The sequence below is a fragment of the Nocardia citri genome (assembly GCF_054065835.1).
In genome coordinates, this window is the sequence record NZ_JBSUQM010000021.1 from 35,765 (window position 1) to 54,183 (window position 18,419).

At 65.7% G+C, this 18,419-nt stretch carries 18 protein-coding genes; 7 read left to right on the forward strand and 11 right to left on the reverse strand.

Features of this window, described 5'->3' with window-relative positions; all coding sequences use genetic code 11:
• Nucleotides 1-74 precede the first annotated feature (74 nt).
• Nucleotides 75-1,835 carry an ABC transporter ATP-binding protein gene (locus ACW2Q0_RS23710; protein WP_457193099.1) on the forward strand — a complete coding sequence of 587 codons (1,761 nt, stop codon included), beginning with the start codon at nucleotides 75-77 and terminating at the stop codon, nucleotides 1,833-1,835.
• Between the two features lie 177 nt (nucleotides 1,836-2,012).
• On the opposite strand, the gene ACW2Q0_RS23715 is transcribed toward ACW2Q0_RS23710, so the two are convergent.
• The 3 genes from ACW2Q0_RS23715 to ACW2Q0_RS23725 all read right to left on the reverse strand — a co-directional run bounded on the left by ACW2Q0_RS23715 (nucleotide 2,013) and on the right by ACW2Q0_RS23725 (nucleotide 5,146).
• A complete protein-coding gene (locus tag ACW2Q0_RS23715; protein ID WP_457193100.1) occupies nucleotides 2,013-2,996 on the reverse strand; it encodes a hypothetical protein in 984 nt (327 codons plus the stop codon).
• A 602-nt stretch (nucleotides 2,997-3,598) separates the two neighbouring features.
• Nucleotides 3,599-4,351, reverse strand: coding sequence for a L,D-transpeptidase (locus ACW2Q0_RS23720; RefSeq protein WP_457193101.1), 753 nt, complete (start codon nucleotides 4,349-4,351; stop codon nucleotides 3,599-3,601).
• Nucleotides 4,352-4,513: 162 nt separating this feature from the next.
• A complete protein-coding gene (locus tag ACW2Q0_RS23725; protein WP_457193102.1) occupies nucleotides 4,514-5,146 on the reverse strand; it encodes a cyclodeaminase/cyclohydrolase family protein in 633 nt (210 codons plus the stop codon).
• Nucleotides 5,147-5,261: 115 nt separating this feature from the next.
• Here ACW2Q0_RS23725 and ACW2Q0_RS23730 point away from each other — a divergent pair, with 115 nt between their 5' ends.
• On the forward strand, nucleotides 5,262-6,302 hold the full coding sequence (locus tag ACW2Q0_RS23730) for an LLM class F420-dependent oxidoreductase (RefSeq protein ID WP_457193103.1): 1,041 nt from the start codon (nucleotides 5,262-5,264) through the stop codon (nucleotides 6,300-6,302).
• Nucleotides 6,303-6,434: 132 nt separating this feature from the next.
• Here the strand turns inward: ACW2Q0_RS23730 and ACW2Q0_RS23735 are convergent, their stop codons facing one another.
• The 7 genes from ACW2Q0_RS23735 to mftR form a co-directional block, all read right to left on the reverse strand.
• Nucleotides 6,435-6,767 carry an STAS domain-containing protein gene (locus ACW2Q0_RS23735; protein WP_457193150.1) on the reverse strand — a complete coding sequence of 111 codons (333 nt, stop codon included), beginning with the start codon at nucleotides 6,765-6,767 and terminating at the stop codon, nucleotides 6,435-6,437.
• A gap of 85 nt (nucleotides 6,768-6,852) precedes the next feature.
• The gene (locus ACW2Q0_RS23740; protein ID WP_457193104.1) at nucleotides 6,853-9,192 is read right to left on the reverse strand and encodes a SpoIIE family protein phosphatase; all 2,340 of its coding nucleotides are present in this window, start codon (nucleotides 9,190-9,192) and stop codon (nucleotides 6,853-6,855) included.
• Between the two features lie 93 nt (nucleotides 9,193-9,285).
• Nucleotides 9,286-9,924: a SpoIIE family protein phosphatase gene (locus ACW2Q0_RS23745; RefSeq protein WP_457193105.1), complete on the reverse strand. Its 639-nt coding sequence runs from the start codon at nucleotides 9,922-9,924 to the stop codon at nucleotides 9,286-9,288.
• The gene (locus ACW2Q0_RS23750) at nucleotides 9,917-10,342 is read right to left on the reverse strand and encodes an ATP-binding protein (RefSeq protein WP_457193106.1); all 426 of its coding nucleotides are present in this window, start codon (nucleotides 10,340-10,342) and stop codon (nucleotides 9,917-9,919) included. Before ACW2Q0_RS23750 ends, ACW2Q0_RS23745 begins: the two co-directional genes overlap by 8 nt.
• On the reverse strand, nucleotides 10,320-10,709 hold the full coding sequence (locus ACW2Q0_RS23755; protein WP_159930623.1) for an STAS domain-containing protein: 390 nt from the start codon (nucleotides 10,707-10,709) through the stop codon (nucleotides 10,320-10,322). The genes ACW2Q0_RS23750 and ACW2Q0_RS23755 overlap by 23 nt, the downstream gene beginning before the upstream one ends.
• Before the next feature lie 12 nt (nucleotides 10,710-10,721).
• On the reverse strand, nucleotides 10,722-11,630 hold the full coding sequence (locus ACW2Q0_RS23760; protein ID WP_457193107.1) for an STAS domain-containing protein: 909 nt from the start codon (nucleotides 11,628-11,630) through the stop codon (nucleotides 10,722-10,724).
• Between the two features lie 108 nt (nucleotides 11,631-11,738).
• On the reverse strand, nucleotides 11,739-12,356 hold the full coding sequence (gene mftR, locus ACW2Q0_RS23765) for a mycofactocin system transcriptional regulator (protein ID WP_457193108.1): 618 nt from the start codon (nucleotides 12,354-12,356) through the stop codon (nucleotides 11,739-11,741).
• A gap of 67 nt (nucleotides 12,357-12,423) precedes the next feature.
• On the opposite strand from mftR, the gene mftE reads away from it, so the two are divergent.
• Together mftE and mftD are read left to right on the forward strand one after the other, a co-directional pair.
• Nucleotides 12,424-13,152, forward strand: coding sequence for a mycofactocin biosynthesis peptidyl-dipeptidase MftE (gene mftE, locus ACW2Q0_RS23770; RefSeq protein WP_457193109.1), 729 nt, complete (start codon nucleotides 12,424-12,426; stop codon nucleotides 13,150-13,152).
• Nucleotides 13,149-14,342, forward strand: coding sequence for a pre-mycofactocin synthase MftD (gene mftD / locus ACW2Q0_RS23775; protein WP_457193110.1), 1,194 nt, complete (start codon nucleotides 13,149-13,151; stop codon nucleotides 14,340-14,342). The genes mftE and mftD overlap by 4 nt, the downstream gene beginning before the upstream one ends.
• Before the next feature lie 9 nt (nucleotides 14,343-14,351).
• Here the strand turns inward: mftD and ACW2Q0_RS23780 are convergent, their stop codons facing one another.
• Complete coding sequence (locus ACW2Q0_RS23780; protein WP_457193111.1) at nucleotides 14,352-14,822, reverse strand: MarR family winged helix-turn-helix transcriptional regulator; 471 nt, start codon at nucleotides 14,820-14,822, stop codon at nucleotides 14,352-14,354.
• A gap of 255 nt (nucleotides 14,823-15,077) precedes the next feature.
• Between ACW2Q0_RS23780 and ACW2Q0_RS23785 the strand changes: the two genes are divergently transcribed.
• The 3 genes from ACW2Q0_RS23785 (at nucleotide 15,078) to ACW2Q0_RS23795 (ending at nucleotide 18,369) form a co-directional block, all read left to right on the forward strand.
• On the forward strand, nucleotides 15,078-16,754 hold the full coding sequence (locus ACW2Q0_RS23785) for a fumarate hydratase (RefSeq protein WP_457193112.1): 1,677 nt from the start codon (nucleotides 15,078-15,080) through the stop codon (nucleotides 16,752-16,754).
• Nucleotides 16,755-16,945: 191 nt separating this feature from the next.
• Nucleotides 16,946-17,347: a hypothetical protein gene (locus tag ACW2Q0_RS23790; RefSeq protein ID WP_457193113.1), complete on the forward strand. Its 402-nt coding sequence runs from the start codon at nucleotides 16,946-16,948 to the stop codon at nucleotides 17,345-17,347.
• A 416-nt stretch (nucleotides 17,348-17,763) separates the two neighbouring features.
• Nucleotides 17,764-18,369 (forward strand): M15 family metallopeptidase, encoded by a 606-nt coding sequence (locus ACW2Q0_RS23795; protein WP_457193114.1) that lies wholly within the window; start codon nucleotides 17,764-17,766, stop codon nucleotides 18,367-18,369.
• The last annotated feature ends 50 nt before the right edge of the window (nucleotides 18,370-18,419 follow it).

Consider the following 18,419-nt stretch of genomic DNA (forward strand, 5'->3'; position numbering starts at 1 on the left):
GCATAACTCATTGTTTCGGGAACAATTATGAGTCATGCTCAGTTTCATGACGTAGTCCTCGGAAGGAGGCGCCTATGCAGCCCCCACATCAACTTCGCCGGATCATCCGGCTGTTTCGTCCGTATCGCGCGCGCCTGGCCTTGGTCGCCGCGCTCGTCGGTCTGTCGTCACTGGTCGCGCTGGCATCGCCGTTCATGTTGCGCGGCATCCTCGACGACGCGCTCCCGCACGGCCGCACCGGCCTGCTGACCGTGCTCGCGGCGGGCATGGTCGCCGTCGCCGCACTCACGAGCATCTTCGGTGTGCTCCAGACCTACATTTCCACCGCGGTCGGTCAAGAGGTCATGCACGATCTGCGCTCCGCGGTGTACGCGCAGTTGCAGCGAATGCCATTATCGTTCTTCACAGCTACCCGAACCGGTGAGGTACAGTCGCGGATCGCCAACGATATCGGCGGCATGCAATCGACGGTCACCTCGACCGCGACCTCACTGGTCTCGAATTTCACCACCGTAATCGCCTCGGTGATCGCCATGATCGCCCTGGACTGGCGGCTCACCGTGGTCTCACTGATCATGCTGCCGTTCTTCGTCTGGATCAGCCGGCGTGTCGGCGACGAGCGCAGGAAGATCACCGCGCAGCGGCAGCAGAAATTGGCGGGCATGTCGGCGATCGTGGAGGAGTCGCTCTCGGTGAGCGGCATTCTGCTCGGGCGCACGATGGGCCGCGCACCCGCGCTGGTCGACGATTTCGCGAAGGAATCGCGTGGGCTGGTGGACCTGGAGATCCGGTCCGGTATGGCCGGACGGTGGCGGCAGTCGACGATCCAGATCGTCATGGCGGCTATGCCCGCGATCATCTACTGGGCGGCGGGATCGACCGTGGCGGCGGGACATCCGCTGGTGTCGATCGGCACCCTGGTCGCCTTCACGACCTTGCAGACGAGTCTGCTGCGGCCGATGGTGCAGTTGCTCTACACCGGTGTGGAGGTGCAGAGCTCCATGTCGCTGTTCGGCCGGATCTTCGAATACCTGGACCTGAAGCCGGATATCGAAGAACCGTCGAATCCGGTACGGGTGCCCGATTCGGGCGTGCGGGGTTCGGTTCGTTTCGAGGGCGTCGTCTTCACCTATGGCTCCGGGACGCGGGATGTGTTGCAGGACATCGACATCACCGTCCCTGCCGGATCCGGTCTGGCCATTGTCGGCGAAACCGGTTCGGGCAAGACCACACTCGGCTACCTGGTGGCGCGACTCTACGATGTGACATCCGGACGGGTCGAGATCGACGGAATAGATGTGCGGGACTTGTCCTTTGCCGATCTCGCCGCCGCCGTCGGCGTGGTCTCGCAGGAGACCTATCTGTTCCATGCCTCGGTCGCGGATAATCTGCGTTTCGCCAAACCGGATGCGACCGACGAGGAGTTGTACGCGGCCGCACGGACCGCGCAGATCCACGACCATATCGCGAGTCTCCCGGACGGCTACGACACGCTGGTCGGCGAGCGCGGCTACCGGTTCTCCGGCGGCGAGAAACAGCGTCTGGCGGTGGCCCGGGTGATTCTGCGCAATCCGCCGATCCTGGTACTCGACGAGGCCACCAGCGCACTGGACAACCGGACCGAGCAGCAGGTGCAGGCCGCCATCGACGCGCTGTCGGCGGGGCGCACCACCATCACCATCGCGCACCGGCTCTCCACCATTCGCGACGCCGACCAGATCGTCGTACTAGACCGCGGCCGCATCGCCGAATGCGGCACCCACCGCGAGCTCATGGACGCCGATGGCCGCTATGCCGCCTTGGCCTCCGGCGGGGACCTCCTCCGAGCCGCCTGAGCCCCGCCAGTCGCACCGCGACAGAGGGGCATTCAGACGGGTTTCCGGGTCGGTTGCGCGTCGAGATCGCATCAGGTGCTGCCGATGGCCGACGTGGTCAAGGCGCACCGCCTGAGCGAATTCGGGCGCGTTCGCGGGAAAATCGTACTGGTGCCGTGGAATTCGCCGGTGTGACGGTCAGGCCGCGCCGATTCCGGTGATGAGTGTCTGGCCGCCCACGCGCGCCGTCGACACAACCTGCGGCTTGTAGGTGATCGAGGTCGAATCGGGCCGGTACTCGCTCACCTGCACCAGATACTGGCCGACGGACGCTCCCGGCGTAATGCCGACGCAGTGGGTAGTGCCGACCGGAATGCCGTCGATGCCCTGTTGAATCGTCCCGGCGGGGGAGACGGAGGCATTGGGTGTCACGAACTGTCGGGTCGCCACACCGGACCGAGTGACGTAATACGCGTACTGGAACGCGAAGATGACGCCCGGTCCGGAGTCCGTCCCGCCCGCACCGTTGCCGGTGAGGATGTCCCCGATCCGCTCGGCCGGGCACTGCGTCGCGGAGGTAGGTCCGGCGACCGTGACCTGGTTGGGCGTGGACGAGGCCACCGTCACCGGTTGCGGATTCGGCCGAAGTTGCACGAACGCCACCATGAGTAGTCCGGCTGCGGCGACCGACCCGACCAGCACGGGCATCCACCGGCGCCTCGACCGATTGCGCCCGGACCGATCGATCATGGCCGCCAAAGCCGCCTCATGCCGGAAGTAGTCCGGCGCAAGCGGTTTCGGCTCGTCGGGAACTTCCTCGACCCACTCGTCGTCATGGTCCGGCTCCGACTGTGCGTATTCGCCATGTGCTGCGTTAATCAGGTTCTGCTGCAACGGATTCTGATGGTGTGAGCGCGGTGCGTCGTTGTTCGGATCGTGCCGGACGGCCGCTGCGTCGAAAGCCGCTGTGTGAATCGGGTTCTGGCGCATCGGATCCGGCTGGACCAGAGCCCCCGGGTACGGGTCCTGGGCGGCCTGCGCATGCCAGTTCTGATCTTGCGGGACGGGGGCCTGCCGGAGCGGACGCGGTGCGGCAGGCGCAGCCGGGATCGGGTTCCAGGAAACGGGTTCCGGACCGATCGGTTCCGGCAACGTCAGCGACTGTTGTTCGCTGGCCTGCACAGCTCGATGCGCAGGTATGTGCGGAACCGGGGCTGGACGTGGGGGAACTTCCTGGATCGGAATCCGCGGTATCGGTCCGGTTTGCCTCGGTCCCTGGGGATTTGGGCCTTGGGGATTCGGCGTCTGGGGAGTCCGAGCCTGACCACCCGGAACATGTTGGCCGCGAATGCGCCGGAACGGGTCCGTATCCGTCGGCGCCCGGTCGACCGGAACTCGGGGCAGCGGGCCGGATCGCGTTGCGGCATGGTTGACCGGAACCCGCCGCAATGGCCCCGTGTCGATGGGTGCGCCATCGATCGGGATCCGCGGAATCGGCCCGGTCGCGTCGGTGTCGTTCGTGAAGCCGATCCGATGGAACGGATTCGGCGGTGTCCGATCCGGGTATGCCTTCGGCGCACCGAGCGGTTGTTGTGGCGCAGCGTCCGGCCGCGGGCTGGAATTCGCCCGCGAGGTCATATCCGGTCGATCCATCGCCCCACCTTCATCAGGTCATACGATCACGTGTCCCGCAGTTGTAACAACCTCGGCAGGATACTGCCAGGTTTGCTGCGCGTGATGAAATTGGGGGGCGGTGTCGTGCAGGAAAACAGATTGTTTACGGCTCACCAGTGCACGGTGACGGGATCGCCGACGCCGACGGTTTCGTAGTACCAGGCGGCGTCATCGGGGGCCAGGTTGATGCAGCCATGGCTGACATTGGCATAGCCCTGCGAATCCACCGACCATGGTGCGGAGTGCACGAAAACGCCACCCCACGTGAGGCGTTCGGCGTACTCGCCATTGATGAGGTAGCCCTCGGGCGAACTCAGCGGGATTCCGATGGTGCGCGAATCGAATACGACCGAACGGAACTTTTCCAGCACCGGGAAGGTGCCGGTCGGTGTCTCCCAGCCCGGCTTGCCCATGGATGCCGGCATCGATCGCGCGACCGCGCCGCCGACACTTACGGTGAAGGTGTGCGCCGACATATCGGCGTCGCCCACCACGCCCGCATTGGTGCGGAACTCCGTGCGGGCACTTCCGACCTGCACCGAGATCGGCGCCCGAGCGGGCAGGAAACTCGTTGGTGTCCAAGTCAATTCGCGATCGCTCACCCAGGAGAAGTGGCCCGGCAGTTGATCGGTGGCGCGGATATCGACCAGTCGTTCGGCGCGGTCGCGGTTGGCGACCGGGTTGGCGAATCGAATCGTCACAGGTGCCGCGATGCCGACCTCCCGGCCTGCCGACGGGGAGATCGTCGCCACCGCGTCGGCGCTGGGTTCGATAATCGTGGTGGCGATCGCCGGTCCGGATCCGAACGCCGCCAAGGCGACGACAGTGGTCGCGAGGAACAGGTATGTGAGTGCGCTCCGCATTGTCCACCCCTTCACGCTGGTGTGGGACGCAGAAATCCATTCTAGGACTTCATGATCAACTCGACGTACCGGTTCTGTAACGGCCGTCCAAGTCCACATTGCCGTATAGGGGCGACATACCCGGCAGATAACCGAACAAACGATCCGACCGTTCGGTTGAACTCAGCCGCGCACGGCGTGCAAAACATCGGCGTGCAGTGCGTCCGCACGGGCGGTGATCTCGTCGATACGGATCAGCACACTCGCGAACTTGGCGCCGTATTCGGCGCTGAGCGAGCCGGCATTGATCTCGATATTGAGCTGCGAACTGGTGGCTGCGGCCCGTGCCGCATCGGCGGCGGCGCCGATATCGGTGATCACATTGGGATTGCCGATCGGCAGCAGTTCGCCGGCGAGTGAGAGCACTTCATCGGCCTCGTCGACGACCGCGGCGGGCACCCGGGCCGCCTCGAGCAGCGCGGCGGTAACGGCATCGTTGCGCGCGGCGGCCTGCTCCGGGGAATCCTTCGGCAACTTATAGGCCGCGCCGACGGCGGTGAATGCCGCGGCGTCGGCATCGGCGAGGGCCAGCGCACGCTCGCGTGCCGCATCGGCCGCCTCGATGATCCGGTCGATGACCGGCCGGTGCTCGGCATCCTTGGCCCGGGTCGTGTAGCGCGCGACCATCGCGACCAGCGCGGCGCCCTGTGCGGCGTGCAGCGCGGCGACGGCGCCGCCACCTGGTGCGGGTACCTTCGCGGCCAGGTCGGACAAATACTGCGCGAGGGTGGCCTCAGCGAAGGCGGGCTGCGACACGGCGGATAGCCTTTCGTTTCCTGCGAAGACAGTGATGAACTACGGCGCATACGCTACCGCCCGCGCCCGGGTAGCCGGCGCGCGGCCGGTGCGCACTGCGGTTATGTTGAGTGCTATGCGGATCGGATTGAGTATCAACTACTCGGGCGGCTTCAAAGAGGCGGCCGCCGAGGTGACCGACCTCGAAAGGGCCGGACTCGACATCGTGTTCGTGCCGGAGGCCTACTCGTTCGACGCGGTGAGCGCGCTCGGGTATTTGGCGGCCAAGACCACCCGGCTCCAGCTGGCCTCGGGCATCCTGCAGATCTACACCCGCACGCCGAGCCTGACCGCGATGACCGCCGCCGGCCTGGACTTCGTCTCCGACGGCCGATTCGTACTCGGCCTCGGCGCCTCGGGCCCGCAGGTGATCGAAGGCTTCCACGGCGTCCCCTATGACGCACCCATTGGACGCACCCGGGAACTGGTGGAAATCTGCCGCAAGGTCTGGCGTCGTGAGCGGCTGGAGTACCAGGGCAAGTACTACCAGATTCCGCTGCCCGCCGATCGGGGCACCGGCCTCGGTAAACCGCTGAAGTTGATCAATCACCCAGTGCGCGAACGTATTCCGGTACTGCTGGCCGCGCTCGGCCCGAAGAATGTGGAGCTGGCCGCGGAGGTCGCCGAGGGCTGGCAGCCGATCTTCTTCGCACCGGAGAAGGCCAAGCAGGTCTGGGGTGAATCACTGGATGCCGGCCTGGCCAAGCGCGATCCGATCCTCGGTGAGCTGGACGTCTACGCCGGCCCCGCCCTGGCCATCGGCGAAAATGTCACGCCACTACTGGAATTCGTGAAACCCCATCTCGCGCTCTACATCGGCGGTATGGGCGCCAAGGGTAAGAACTTCTACCACACGCTGGCCACCAAGTATGGGTACGGCGCGCAAGCGGACCGTATTCAGGAGCTGTACCTGGCCGGCAAGAAGGAAGAGGCCGCCAAGGTGGTCCCGGACGCTCTGGTACGCGATATCTCGCTGGTCGGACCGGCCGGATTCGTGAAGGAGCGGGTCGCCGCATTCCGCGCGGCGGGTGTCACGGTGCTCAATGTGGTGCCGATGGCGGCGACTCCGGCCGAGCGGGTGAAGTTGATCGAGCAACTGCGCGAACTCTGTGCCTGATTTGCCGCGCCTGCGGCGCATGCGCTTCGACCACTCGGCCGCGAGACGGGCCGCGCACGTGGCTGGTAAGACCCGCTCCATTGTGGTCGGGCAGTCAGTCAGGTAGGGCTGTGGTCGAAGCGCGGCCGACCCCTACCGGAGCCCGTCCAATGCCTCGGCCAGGGTGGTGCGCAGTGCGAACACCTGATCCAGACTCGTCATCTTGAGCTGCCGACTGGTGGCCGGACCGTCCGCGACAACCACGATGGTCGTCGTGGCACCCGCCCGCTGATGCGCCGCGACCAGGGTTGCCATTCCGGCCGAGGCGAGGAAGCTGACACCGGTCAGGTCGATGATCAGGGCCGCTGGTTTACCGGTGAGGATAGCCTCGATGGTGTTCTCGAGTGCTGGCGCGGTCGCCAGATCGACCTCGCCGGAAACCGTGAGCACGGTCGCGCCATCGTGTGCCTCGACTGTGGTGGTCATCGTGTCCGCCAGGGGATACGCGTCTCCGGAGTTGTTCGTCACATCATCACAATCTGCCATGAACCCGCCCTTCGCGCTGCATTCCTCATCCAGAAATCTGGCGGTTCGTGCCACGAAGTGGGTTCGCTACTGGGGATTTGATCGCGGGCAAGGTTACCGACATGCGGACGCGGGTGCCCAGCCCGGTGTGGTCTATCTCCAATTCTTCCGTCAATGCCCGCATCATGTCGATGCCGCGTCCACGCGGCCCCGGATCGGCGGAGCGTGGTTTCCACGTTCCGGTGTCGGCGACCGATATGACGACCTTTTGGGTGTCACATTCGGCGGTCAGTTCGACGAGTCCAGGATCGGTGGTGGCCGCTGCGGCGCTGGTGGCCCGGCCGAGCGGTTCGGCCGTGGCGCTGATCGCGGGGGCGACCGGCCCGCTGCCGTTGCGGTAGGCGTGTTCGATGCTGTTGCTACAGGCCTCGTTCGCCGCGGCGATGAGGTCGGAGGCGAGATCGTGCGGTACCGCTGCGGCGGCGAACCAGGCCTTGAGCCGCTTGCGCATAGCCGAGAGCTGATCCGGATTGGCCGGAATCTCGAGCCGCAGCGGTGCCGGGGGTTGCCGGTACACGACCATGGCGACGTCATCGTCGTAGCCGGCGGCCGGACGGAGTCGGGACAGGACGGCATCGGCGACCTCGCGAGGCAGCTTGCCCGCCGTATCCGCCAGCACCGCCGAGATCTTGGCGAAACTGTCATCGATATCGACACCACGCTGTTCGACCAGTCCGTCGGTGAACAGCACCAGCGTCGAACCGGGTGTGAGCGCTGTGGTTGCTTCAGGACGCCGTGGCGTATCGAAGGTGGCCAGCGGTACCGCGCGCCCACCCTCGAGCAGTCGGCCCGGCTGACCGACGTCGGCCAGAATCGGCGGCATATGTCCGGCGCTGCTGTAACGGACCAGCCCGTGTACCGGATCGAGGACGGCGGCGCAGACCGTCGTGCACATCGCGCCGGGAATCCGGCCCGCGACGGTGTCGAGTTCGGCGAGCAACTGGGCCGGGCCCGCGCCGCGCAGCAGCAGAGCCCGTGCGGCCGTACGCAATTGGCCCATCACGACGGCTGCGGACAGACCACGTCCGACACAGTCGCCGACCACGACGCCGATGGTGCCGTCGCGCAGTGGCACCACGTCATACCAGTCGCCGCCGATCTCCAGCGGTGGCAGCGCGGGCTCGTAGTGCACCGAGAACCGCGGCGGCAGTTCGATCGGACCCAACATGGCGCGCTGCAGTGTCAGCGAGGTCGAGCGCGCTTGGTCGAAGTTGCGCGCCCGCTGCACCGCCAAACTCAGATGTCCGATCAGCAGCGAGAACAATGTCCAGTCGGCGGCGCTGACGGCGCGTGGTGCGGCGAAGCGCAGCCACAATGACGCATCCCCCGTCTCACCGAGCGGGGCGACGATGCCCTCGGAGCTTTCAGCGCCCTCCGGAATCGCGAACAAGCTGCGTGCCGGCCGGCGCCGGGCCCGATCCAGTAGCGCCCGCGCACGGGCGTCGACCGCCGAGCCCTCCGGAACACCCTCGGCGCCCGAGACATACGTCTCCGGACCGGTATTGCGGTTGGGCCACACCATCACCACCGCGGATTCCGCGCCGACGGTGCGGCGCAGTTCGTCCAGCCCGACGGCGAGCACCTCGACGACACTGGTCGCCGCGCCGACCGCGGTGGCCAGCCGCGACGCGGCCTGATCGCGGGCCTGCGCATCGTGTTCGGCGGTGACATCGCGGATGGTGCCGACGAAGATCTGCTCGTACTTCTCCGGTTCGACCATCGCGCTGGTACTCACCGCGAGCCAGACGGTGCGGCCGTCGCGATGTCTGACCGGAAGCACGAAACGCCGTGCCTCGCTACCGACATCGGGATAGCCCGGACCGTCCGGTGTCGACCACGGATGCGGCAGCGGGAACGGAAGTTCGGATGCGCCGTAACCGGTCAGCGCGCCGAAAGCGGAGTTGACCTCGATGATCGCGCCGTGCGCGTCGGCTACGAAGAAGCCGTCCTGCAGCGATTCCACCAGGGCGGCGCGGAAGGCGTCGCGCCCGGCGAGATCGTCGATGCGCGAACGCTGTTGTTCGGCGCGGCGGGTGCCGTCGATATAGCCGCGGGTGGCGATGTCCAGGGCGGCGAGCGTCTGCAGCAGGAATTCCAGTGCGGTCTCGGCGTGTTCGGCGGATTCGTCCGCGTTCGCGACGTCCGAATTCGTGGCCTGGACTACCCGATAATGGTGTTCGGTGAGATCGAGCAGGCTGATGCCCTCGACGAGGGCGCGGCGGCCGAGTTCGTAACCCTCCCCGAGACCAGCCTGCGACGGTGAGTTCAGGTGCCGCCGTAGCGCATCCGCGTAGGCGTCGAGAAATGCGGCCAGCGCCGCGCTCATGTCTCGGCCTCGCCGGCGCTCGGCTCCGCTACGACCGCGGTGGCGGCTGCGCCGATGGTTCGCTCGCTCCGCTCGCTCATTGCAGTCCGCCGCTCACGCTGATGCCTCCAATACGCCGCCCCGATGCCGGGCCGCGAGCACCAATGCGTCGTCGGTGGCCTTGGCATGTGTGGCAAGGATTTGGGCGGTGATCTCGGCGGTGGATTTGGACGGATCTATGCCGCTGTCGGCGGCTTCGGTGACGATGCCGTCGGTCGACATCAGCAGCAGATCACCCGGCCGCACCGGAACGGTCTGCACCTGTAGGTTCTGGGGTAGCCGATAGCCGACGATGCCACCGGTCATCAGGACCGTCGCGCGCATGACGAGCCCGACCGGACCTGCGGCCAGAATCCGGGAATCGACATTGCCGACGCCGAGCCAATGCACCGTATCGGATGCCTCGAACAGCGCCAAAGACACTGCCGCACCGCGGGTATCGGCCATGGCCCGATGACACAGCACCATCAGGACGTCCAGTGGTTCGGCGCGGTTCTCCGAGAGCACCTGCGCTGCGCGATCGGCGGCGTCGGCGGCCGCCGCACCGTGGCCGAGTCCGTCGAGGACGGCGAAGAGCACCGCGCCGCCGCCCGCGTCGAGGACCACGCCGCGATCACCGGAGACCCGCTGACCGGGTAGTGCACGGCCGGCCACCGCCCATTCGATTCGGCCGATGATCCCGTCCTCATGCACCGTTGGGTACCCACTTCCACATCTCCACCAACGTGCCGCGACCGGGTCCGGATTCGACGGTCAGCCGGTCCATCAGCCGGCGCGCGCCGGGCAGGCCGAGTCCGAGACCACGGCCGGTGGAGTACCCGTCGTCGAGTGCGCGGGCGATATCGCGGATGCCGGGCCCCTGGTCCTCGGCCTGGACGACCAGAGCTTGGCGCCCCTCCCGATCATCGACCAGTAGACGTATTTCCCCACTGCCCGCATAACTGGTTATGTTGCGGGCGATCTCGGAGATCGCCGTCGAGATCATGGTCATATCTGTCAGAGAAAAACCGAGCTTGGCTGCCAGCTCCCGTCCGGCTTGACGTGCGGTCACGATGTCACCCGACACCCTGACCGCGATCACCAAGTTCTCAGCGGCCACTGTCACGACCATCTCGCTGGCGGCGGGCCGGAGTCTTGCGGTTCAACCACGCCAAGCCCTCTTCCAGGTCGAGGGCGGTGTGCATGTCCTCGAAGGTGAGGCCTAGTTGCACCATGGCGAACGCGACTTCCGGCTGTAATCCGACGATGACCGTTTCGGCACCGCGGAGTTGGGTCATGTGCGCGATCGTGCGCAGCGATCTGGCCGCGAACGAATCCATCACATCGATAGCGGTGACGTCCACAATGATCCCGTGCGCCCGGTACTTGCTGACCTGCTTCATCAGGTCGTCCTGGAGACGTTCGGTATCCGCGTCGGTCAAGGCTGACTGGACCGACGCGATGAGGTACGTGCCCTGCTTGAGGATTGGAACCGGCATAGGTGGGCCCGATCAGCGCCCATCGCGTTCGGTGAGTTGCCGGTCCGTCATTCGGGTGACCTCATAGCCCAGTAAGCGTTCGGCCTCTTCGATACCACCCTGAAGGTCGCCGACCGCGTTCATCTTGGACAGGTCCAGGCCGATGGTCACCAAGGTGAGGGCGATCTCGGAGGATAGGCCGGTGATGATCACATTGGCACCCATCAGACCGGATGCGTCGACGGTTTGCACCAGGTGGTTGGCCACTGTGGAGTCGATCGCGGGCACACCGGTGATGTCGATGACGACCACCTTCGCACGGTTGGCCCGGATGGCGCGCAGCAGCTGCTCGGTGAGCTGGCGAGCGCGCTGGCTGTCGAGTACGCCGATGATCGGCAGGATCAGAAGCTGCTCGCGTACCTGCAGTACCGGCGTGGACAGCTCGCGGATGGCTTCCTGCTGCTGGCGGATGACGCGCTCGCGCTCCTGCACGAATGAGATGGCCACGGTGCTCGCGATGCGGTTGGCGGCCGGTTCGTAGGCGTCGAGAACGGCATTCAGCAGTTCGAAATCGGCCTGGTACTTTTCGAATAGCGAGCGGGCCAGCACATCACGGAGCAACAGGACGATACCGAGCACCTCGTCGGTATCGACTCCTCTCGGAATGATGCGCTCGGACAGATCCCGTGCGTAGGCCTGCAGCGCCTCGACGCTACCGGTGACGAGTACCTCGACGTAGTTGTCGTACATCGACGTCGCCTCGGAGAAGATTTCCTCCGGCGTCATCGCGGTGAGCAGCTGGGCCTCGGTAATGCGCCTTGCCCACTCTTCACGCAGCCCGGTTCGGTTCTGCCGCAGGTGTTCGACCAGCTGCGGAAGCAGGTTGTCGACCGGTCCTACGGGCAGGGAATCCGCCGAAAGGCTCATGGACACCTCGGACATGGAAACTCCAGCCCCTTTCGACGGGATTGTCGGGAATGTCATACGTTCGGCTGCGCACCGATACCGAGCCTAGTCATACCCCATCCCGCTCGCCGATGAAACCTGCGGTTAGCTCGATGGTAGATCCGGATCCTCGCCGGGCGGCGCGAATCCACGTGCCAGGGCCGCGAGCGCTTCGTCGAGGTAGACCGTCAGGTCGGCGTCGGCGCGGTTGAGCCAGGCATCGAAGGCGGCGCGCGCGGCGGCCAGAGTCGTTCGGCCGACCGCGAGCGCGAGCAGGCTGTCCTCCGGTACCTCGAGCCGGCGTGCGGCGAAGGCGCTCACGGCCCGTTCCCAGGCGTCGTAATGCGCACCTGCGGTGGCGGCCAGTGCCGGAATGCCGCCGACGAGCTGCATTCGTACGCGCAGTTCCGGCACATCTTCGGCGCGATATCGGTTGGCGTTCACCACAACTCGGCGCACGGCGGTCATCATCGGGACCTCGTCGGGCACGGTGGCGAAAGCCGCGCGCAGCGCCGCGACCTCGGCGTCGAACTGGTACCAGAGCACCTCCGCCTTGGTGGGGAAGTAACGGAAGAAGGTGCGGCCGCTGATGCCCGCGGCCGCGGCGATCTGCTCGACGGTGGTTTCGTCGAAGCCCTGTTCGGTGAACAGTCGCATGGCGATCAATTCGAGTTCGCGCTGGGTTGTGCCGCGTGGACGGCCCCGCACCTTGGCATCTGTCACGGCTGTTGATTATGGGCGCATATCGTTGGACCTTGATTATGTCAGTGACTGACGATAATCTCGCGGCATGCTGGACAGTGTCGCAGAACACACCGTGGCCGCGCGACTGACCTGGCCGGAGACCGAGGCGCGCGCGACTACGGGCACGATCCTTGCCGTGCCCGTGGGGGCGACCGAACAGCACGGACCACATCTGCCGCTGTCCACCGACACCGATATCGCGCTGGCATTGTGCGCGGGGTTGGCCGAGCTACGATCGGATGTGCTCGTCGCACCGGCGATTCCGTACGGAGCCAGCGGCGAGCACGCGGGTTTCGCGGGCACGCTGTCGATCGGGCAGGTCGCGCTGGAGTTACTGATCGTGGAGTTGTGCCGTTCGGCCACCGATACTTTCGACCGCATCGTGCTCGTCAACGGGCACGGCGGCAATCTGGAACCGCTGCGCAGGGCTGAGGCGTTGCTGCGCACCGAATCCCGGGACGTGCGGGTGAGCACCCCGCACTATCCAGGTGATCCGCATGCGGGCCGTGCCGAGACTTCGATGCAGCTGGCGCTGCGGCCGGATGCGGTGCGTACCGAACTCGCCGTCGCGGGCGATACCAGGCCGCTCGGCGAGATCCTGCCGCTGCTGCGCTCCGGGGGAGTGCGTGCTGTGAGTGGCAACGGGGTCCTCGGCGACCCGACCGGCGCGAATGCCGACGAGGGCGCCGTATTGCTCCACCAACTGACCGCTGACCTGTATGAACAGATCCGGCTGTGGTGGCCGGTGCCCGCCCCGAAAGGACTCCTCTCGTGAACCCCTGGTTCGAAACCGTCGCCGAGGCGCAGCGGCGGGCGAAGAAGCGGCTGCCGAAATCGGTGTACGGCGCACTGGTCGCCGGATCCGAGCGCGGTCAGACCATCGACGAAAATCAGCAGGCCTTCACCGAACTCGGCTTCGCACCGCACTGCGCGGGTCCGATCGGCGATCGTGACCAGTCGACGTCTGTACTGGGCCAGCAGCTTTCGATGCCGGTGCTGATCTCGCCGACCGGTGTGCAAGCGGTGCATCCGGAGGGTGAGGTGGCCGTGGCGCGGGCGGCGGCGGCACGCGGGATCGCGATGGGGCTCAGTTCCTTCGCGAGCAAGCCCATCGAGGAGGTCATCGCAGCCAATCCGGCGACATTGTTCCAGTTGTACTGGTGTGGTTCGAAAGATGACATCGTGCAACGGATGTCGCGTGCCAAGGCGGCGGGTGCGGTCGGTCTGATCCTGACCCTGGACTGGTCCTTCTCGCACGGGCGCGACTGGGGCAGCCCGGTGATCCCGGAGAAGCTGGATTTCACAACCATGCTGAAATTCGCGCCGCAGACCCTGGTGCGGCCGCGCTGGCTCGCGACTTATGCTCGCGGCGGCCACCTTCCGGATCTCACCGCACCGAATATGGCCGTCGGCGGCGGTCCCGCGCCCGGATTCTTCGGCGCCTACGGGGAGTGGATGGGTACCCCCGCACCGGATTGGGCGGACGTGGCCTGGATCTGCGAACAGTGGGACGGACCGGTCATGCTCAAAGGCGTGATGCGGGTCGACGATGCGCTGCGGGCGGTCGATGCCGGTATCGCGGCGATTTCGGTGTCCAACCACGGCGGCAACAATCTGGACGGCACGCCGGCCGCGATTCGGGCATTGCCCGTGGTAGTCGATGCGGTCGGGTCGCAGTTGGAGGTCGTGCTCGATGGTGGCATCCGGCGCGGTAGCGATGTGGTCAAGGCGGTAGCGCTGGGCGCTCGCGCGGTCATGATCGGGCGGGCCTACTTGTGGGGCCTCGCCGCGAACGGGCAGGCCGGTGTCGAGAATGTGCTCGACATTCTGCGTGGCGGTATTGATTCGGCGCTGCTCGGACTGCGCAAGACCAGCGTCGGCGATCTCGATCGGAGCGATCTGGTGGTACCCGAGGGGTTCGAGCGGGCATTGGGAGTGCCGGACCCGGCCGTGCAGTCGGCTTGACCCGACGGACTATTCGGTGGCGGCGGCGCTTCGATGATGGGTGAGCAGCGTGTCGTAGATATCGGCGAGGGCGGCCAATTGCTGGCGATCGAGCACGTCGACCATATGTTTGCGCACGCTCTGAACATGTGCGGGCGCGGCCGTGGCCAGCACGTCGGCGCCGCGCGGGGTGAGTCGCGCGGCGGTGCGGCGGGCGTCGTCCGGAATCGGTTCCCTGGCGACCAGCGCGCGCTTCTCCATGCGGGTGATCTGATGGGACAGCCTGCTCTGCGACCATTCGAGTTTGGCGGCGAGATCGGCGAAGGTGAGTCGGTGATCCGGTGCCTCCGCCAGGTAGGCCAGCACCGCGTATTCGACGTAGGTGAGGTTCGACTCGCGGGATGAGTCGCGCCCGACCGCGGCGGCGATGCGGTCCCTGGTGCGCACATATCCCACCCATGCGCGCATTTCGATGTCATCGAGCCAGTGGGGATCGGTCACGAGAGCGCTCCAAACTCTGACATGTCATTGAATTGTCCGGCCGCGTGATGTCGCGCGACAACTGCCAGATCTGAGAGGTAGCACTGGCGGGGTTGAACGTGCAACCTTTTGGCCGTAGGCAATTAGTGAGGGTTGCCTAAGCAATATCGGCCTCCTATTACTGGATACGCTCCATCTGCTCGTGACCAGCCTGCCGAAGACCTTCCCAAGGCCTCGGCTGTGGGTCAGCCCTGAGACCGAATAAGGAGTGTGTCCGTGACCGCGCCGGATTTCCGCTATTCAGATCTGCTGCCGATCGGCGCCGACGACACCCCATACCGGTTGATCACCACCGAGGGCGTCAGTACCTTCGAACACAATGGCCGCACCTTCCTGCAGGTCGAACCCGAGGCGTTGCGGCTGCTGACCGCCGAGGCGATGCACGACATCAGCCACTACCTGCGGCCCGCGCATCTATCGCAGCTGCGCCGGATCATCGATGATCCGGAGGCCAGCGGCAACGACCGCTTCGTCGCGCTGGATCTGCTCAAGAACGTCAACATTTCCGCCGGCGGCATCCTGCCCATGTGCCAGGACACCGGCACCGCAATCGTCATGGGTAAGAAGTCCGAGGGCGTGCTTACCGGCGTCGACGACGCCGAATGGATCAGCCGTGGCGTATTCGACGCCTACACCAAGTTGAATCTGCGCTACTCCCAGCTCGCGCCCATCACCATGTGGGACGAGAAGAACACCGGCACTAATCTGCCCGCCCAGATCGAGTTGTACTCCACGGCGGGCGATCCCGCGCATCCGTCCTACAAGTTCCTGTTCATGGCCAAGGGGGGCGGTTCGGCGAACAAGTCGTTCCTGTACCAGGAGACCAAGGCCGTGCTGAATCCCACGCGCATGCTGGAGTTCCTGGACGAGAAGATCCGCTCGCTCGGCACTGCCGCCTGCCCGCCCTACCATCTCGCGGTCGTAATCGGTGGTACCAGCGCGGAATTCGCGCTGAAGACGGCGAAGTACGCATCCGCGCACTATCTGGACACCCTGCCCACCGAGGGGTCGCTCGCGGCACATGCCTTCCGGGATCTGGAACTGGAGGAACAGGTCTTCGAGCTCACCCAGTCCTTCGGTATCGGCGCGCAGTTCGGCGGTAAGTACTTCTGTCACGACGTGCGCGTGGTGCGCCTGCCCCGGCATGGCGCGAGCTGCCCGGTCGCCATCGCGGTGTCCTGCTCGGCCGACCGGCAGGCGCTGGCCAAGATCACGCCGGAGGGTGTGTTCCTGGAGCAGCTCGAACGCGAACCCGCGCACTACCTGCCCGAGCAGACCGACTCCATCCTGGGCGGTGATGTGGTCGAGGTCGATCTGAACCGGCCGATGTCGCAGATCCGCGCAGAACTGTCGAAATATCCGGTGAAGACCCGGCTTTCGCTGACCGGTCCGCTGGTAGTCGCGCGCGATATCGCGCACGCCAAGATCAAAGAACGCCTCGACGCGGGCGAGCCGATGCCGGAATACCTGCGCGAGATGGCCGTGTACTACGCGGGTCCGGCGAAGACGCCCGAAGGTTACGCTTCCGGTTCGTTCGGTCCGACCACCGCGGGCCGGATGGACTCCTACGTCGATCAGTTCCAGGCTGCGGGCGGGTCGTTCGTCATGCTGGCCAAGGGCAATCGCTCGGCACAGGTGACCAAGGCGTGTAAGGAACACGGCGGTTTCTATCTCGGTTCCATCGGCGGGCCCGCGGCGCGACTTGCGTTGGACTGCATCAAATCCGTAGAAGTTCTGGAGTATCCGGAGCTGGGTATGGAAGCGGTCTGGAAGATCGAGGTCGAAGATTTTCCGGCGTTCATCGTCGTGGACGACAAGGGCAACGACTTCTTCGCGGAGACGCAGAAGCCGATTGCGTTGCGGGTGCGCACCCGTTCGGAGGAACGCGTCTGAACGGTTTCCCGAACCGGCCGCTCGGTCGCTGGCGACTGCTCGAGGGTCGCTCGAAATGGCAGCCATCAGGGCGCTTGTCCGGACACTGCGATGTCACCCCGTTCGCCGGGGTGGCGATCCGCCGAAGCAAGGCACTCTTGAATCGGGGGGTATATCGCTGCACTGGTGTCGATGGAGATCGAGGAGGGCAATTGAGTACGTCATTTCGTATCTCGGAATCCGCCAGCCGTCGGTTGGCCGAACGCGCCGCTCGTGAGGGAACCAGTTCGACTGTGCTGCTCCACCGCCTGATCCGGGAGGGTTTCGATCAGCTCGATCACCCCGGAATCGTTTTCCGTGGTCCCATCTCCGACCGCCGCGCGGCCTTGGCCGCGGGGCCGGAGGTGTGGGAAGTCGTTGCGCGCCTACAGGAACTGGACGGTCCGGTGGAACGCCGCATCGCTGTCCTGAGTCGGCAATCGGATCTGCAGTCCCGCAAGATCGAGATCGCCATCGCCTACGCGCGGGCGCACGGTCCGGAGATCATCGAGCGCATCGACCGCAATCGTGAAGCGGCCGAAGCGATCCGCGGTTCGGACTGTGTGCGCCCCTGATACCTAGCCGATTGACACCACACATAGCGGGTGGCTATTGCGCACAGTTGTTGCTTGTGTGCAATAGCCACCCCTTATTTGTCGGCGTCTACGGTGTCGCGGCGGAAAGGTCTGCGGTGCAATGGGTTGCGTTTCCCAAGAGTTGCTGAGGATTGTTGATCGTGCTCCACAACACTGGAATAGATTGTGGACAAGGGGATTTCCGCTGTGACAAATCGGGCGTGGCACAGGATGTTTCGGACATTGGGGATTTATTGTGCTGTGTGTATGTGGAAAGCTATGTGAATGACGTCCGTTCGGACAAGGTGATGTCCTAATGTTCGCCGGTATGTTGCTGATACCGATCGGGGGCAGCCTGTGGGCCGTGGGGCAATAGATGCGCGGTCCGCCGCCGTGTGGCCGTTACTATCGCTGGCATGTCGCTGACGCCTCGTGCCTGGACCCTGCTGGGTATACCCGCCGCAATGCTCCCGGTGATCGTCGCGGCCGGGTTGTCCATGCCCACCGCCACGGCCGCGCCGGTCGAGCAGGTGGCCGGTAATGCCAGCGGGACCGAGGGGCTGGAGCCGGGGCTCGCCGCGGCGTACACGCAGGCCGAGAACCAAGCGCACGCCGAAGGGGTCGCGCTGTACATCAACTCTGGCTACCGCACACCCGCCGAGCAGCAGGCGCTGTGGGACGAGGGAGTGCGGACCTACGGCAGCCCCGATGCGGCGCGGCGGTGGGTGCTACCGCCGAACGAGTCGACGCATGTGCAGGGCCGGGCGATCGATGTGGGGCCACAGGCCGGGGCGCAGTGGTTGGAGGCGAAAGGGAATCGCTGGGGCCTGTGCCGGATTTATCAGAACGAATGGTGGCATTTCGAACTCGCCACCGCCCCGGGCGGAGCCTGCCCGGCGCTGCGTGCGGATGCGAGCGAGGGGGGTGCCGCCCTGGCTCCGACATCGCCGATCCTGCCCGTCCTCCCGGTGCTGCCGTCGATCCCGCTCCCGCCGTGGGTGAGCGGCTCTTTCGGGCTGTAGCCGGTCAGGCGACCGATACGCGAGCGGAGGCTGCACCTCGGCTGCCCGAT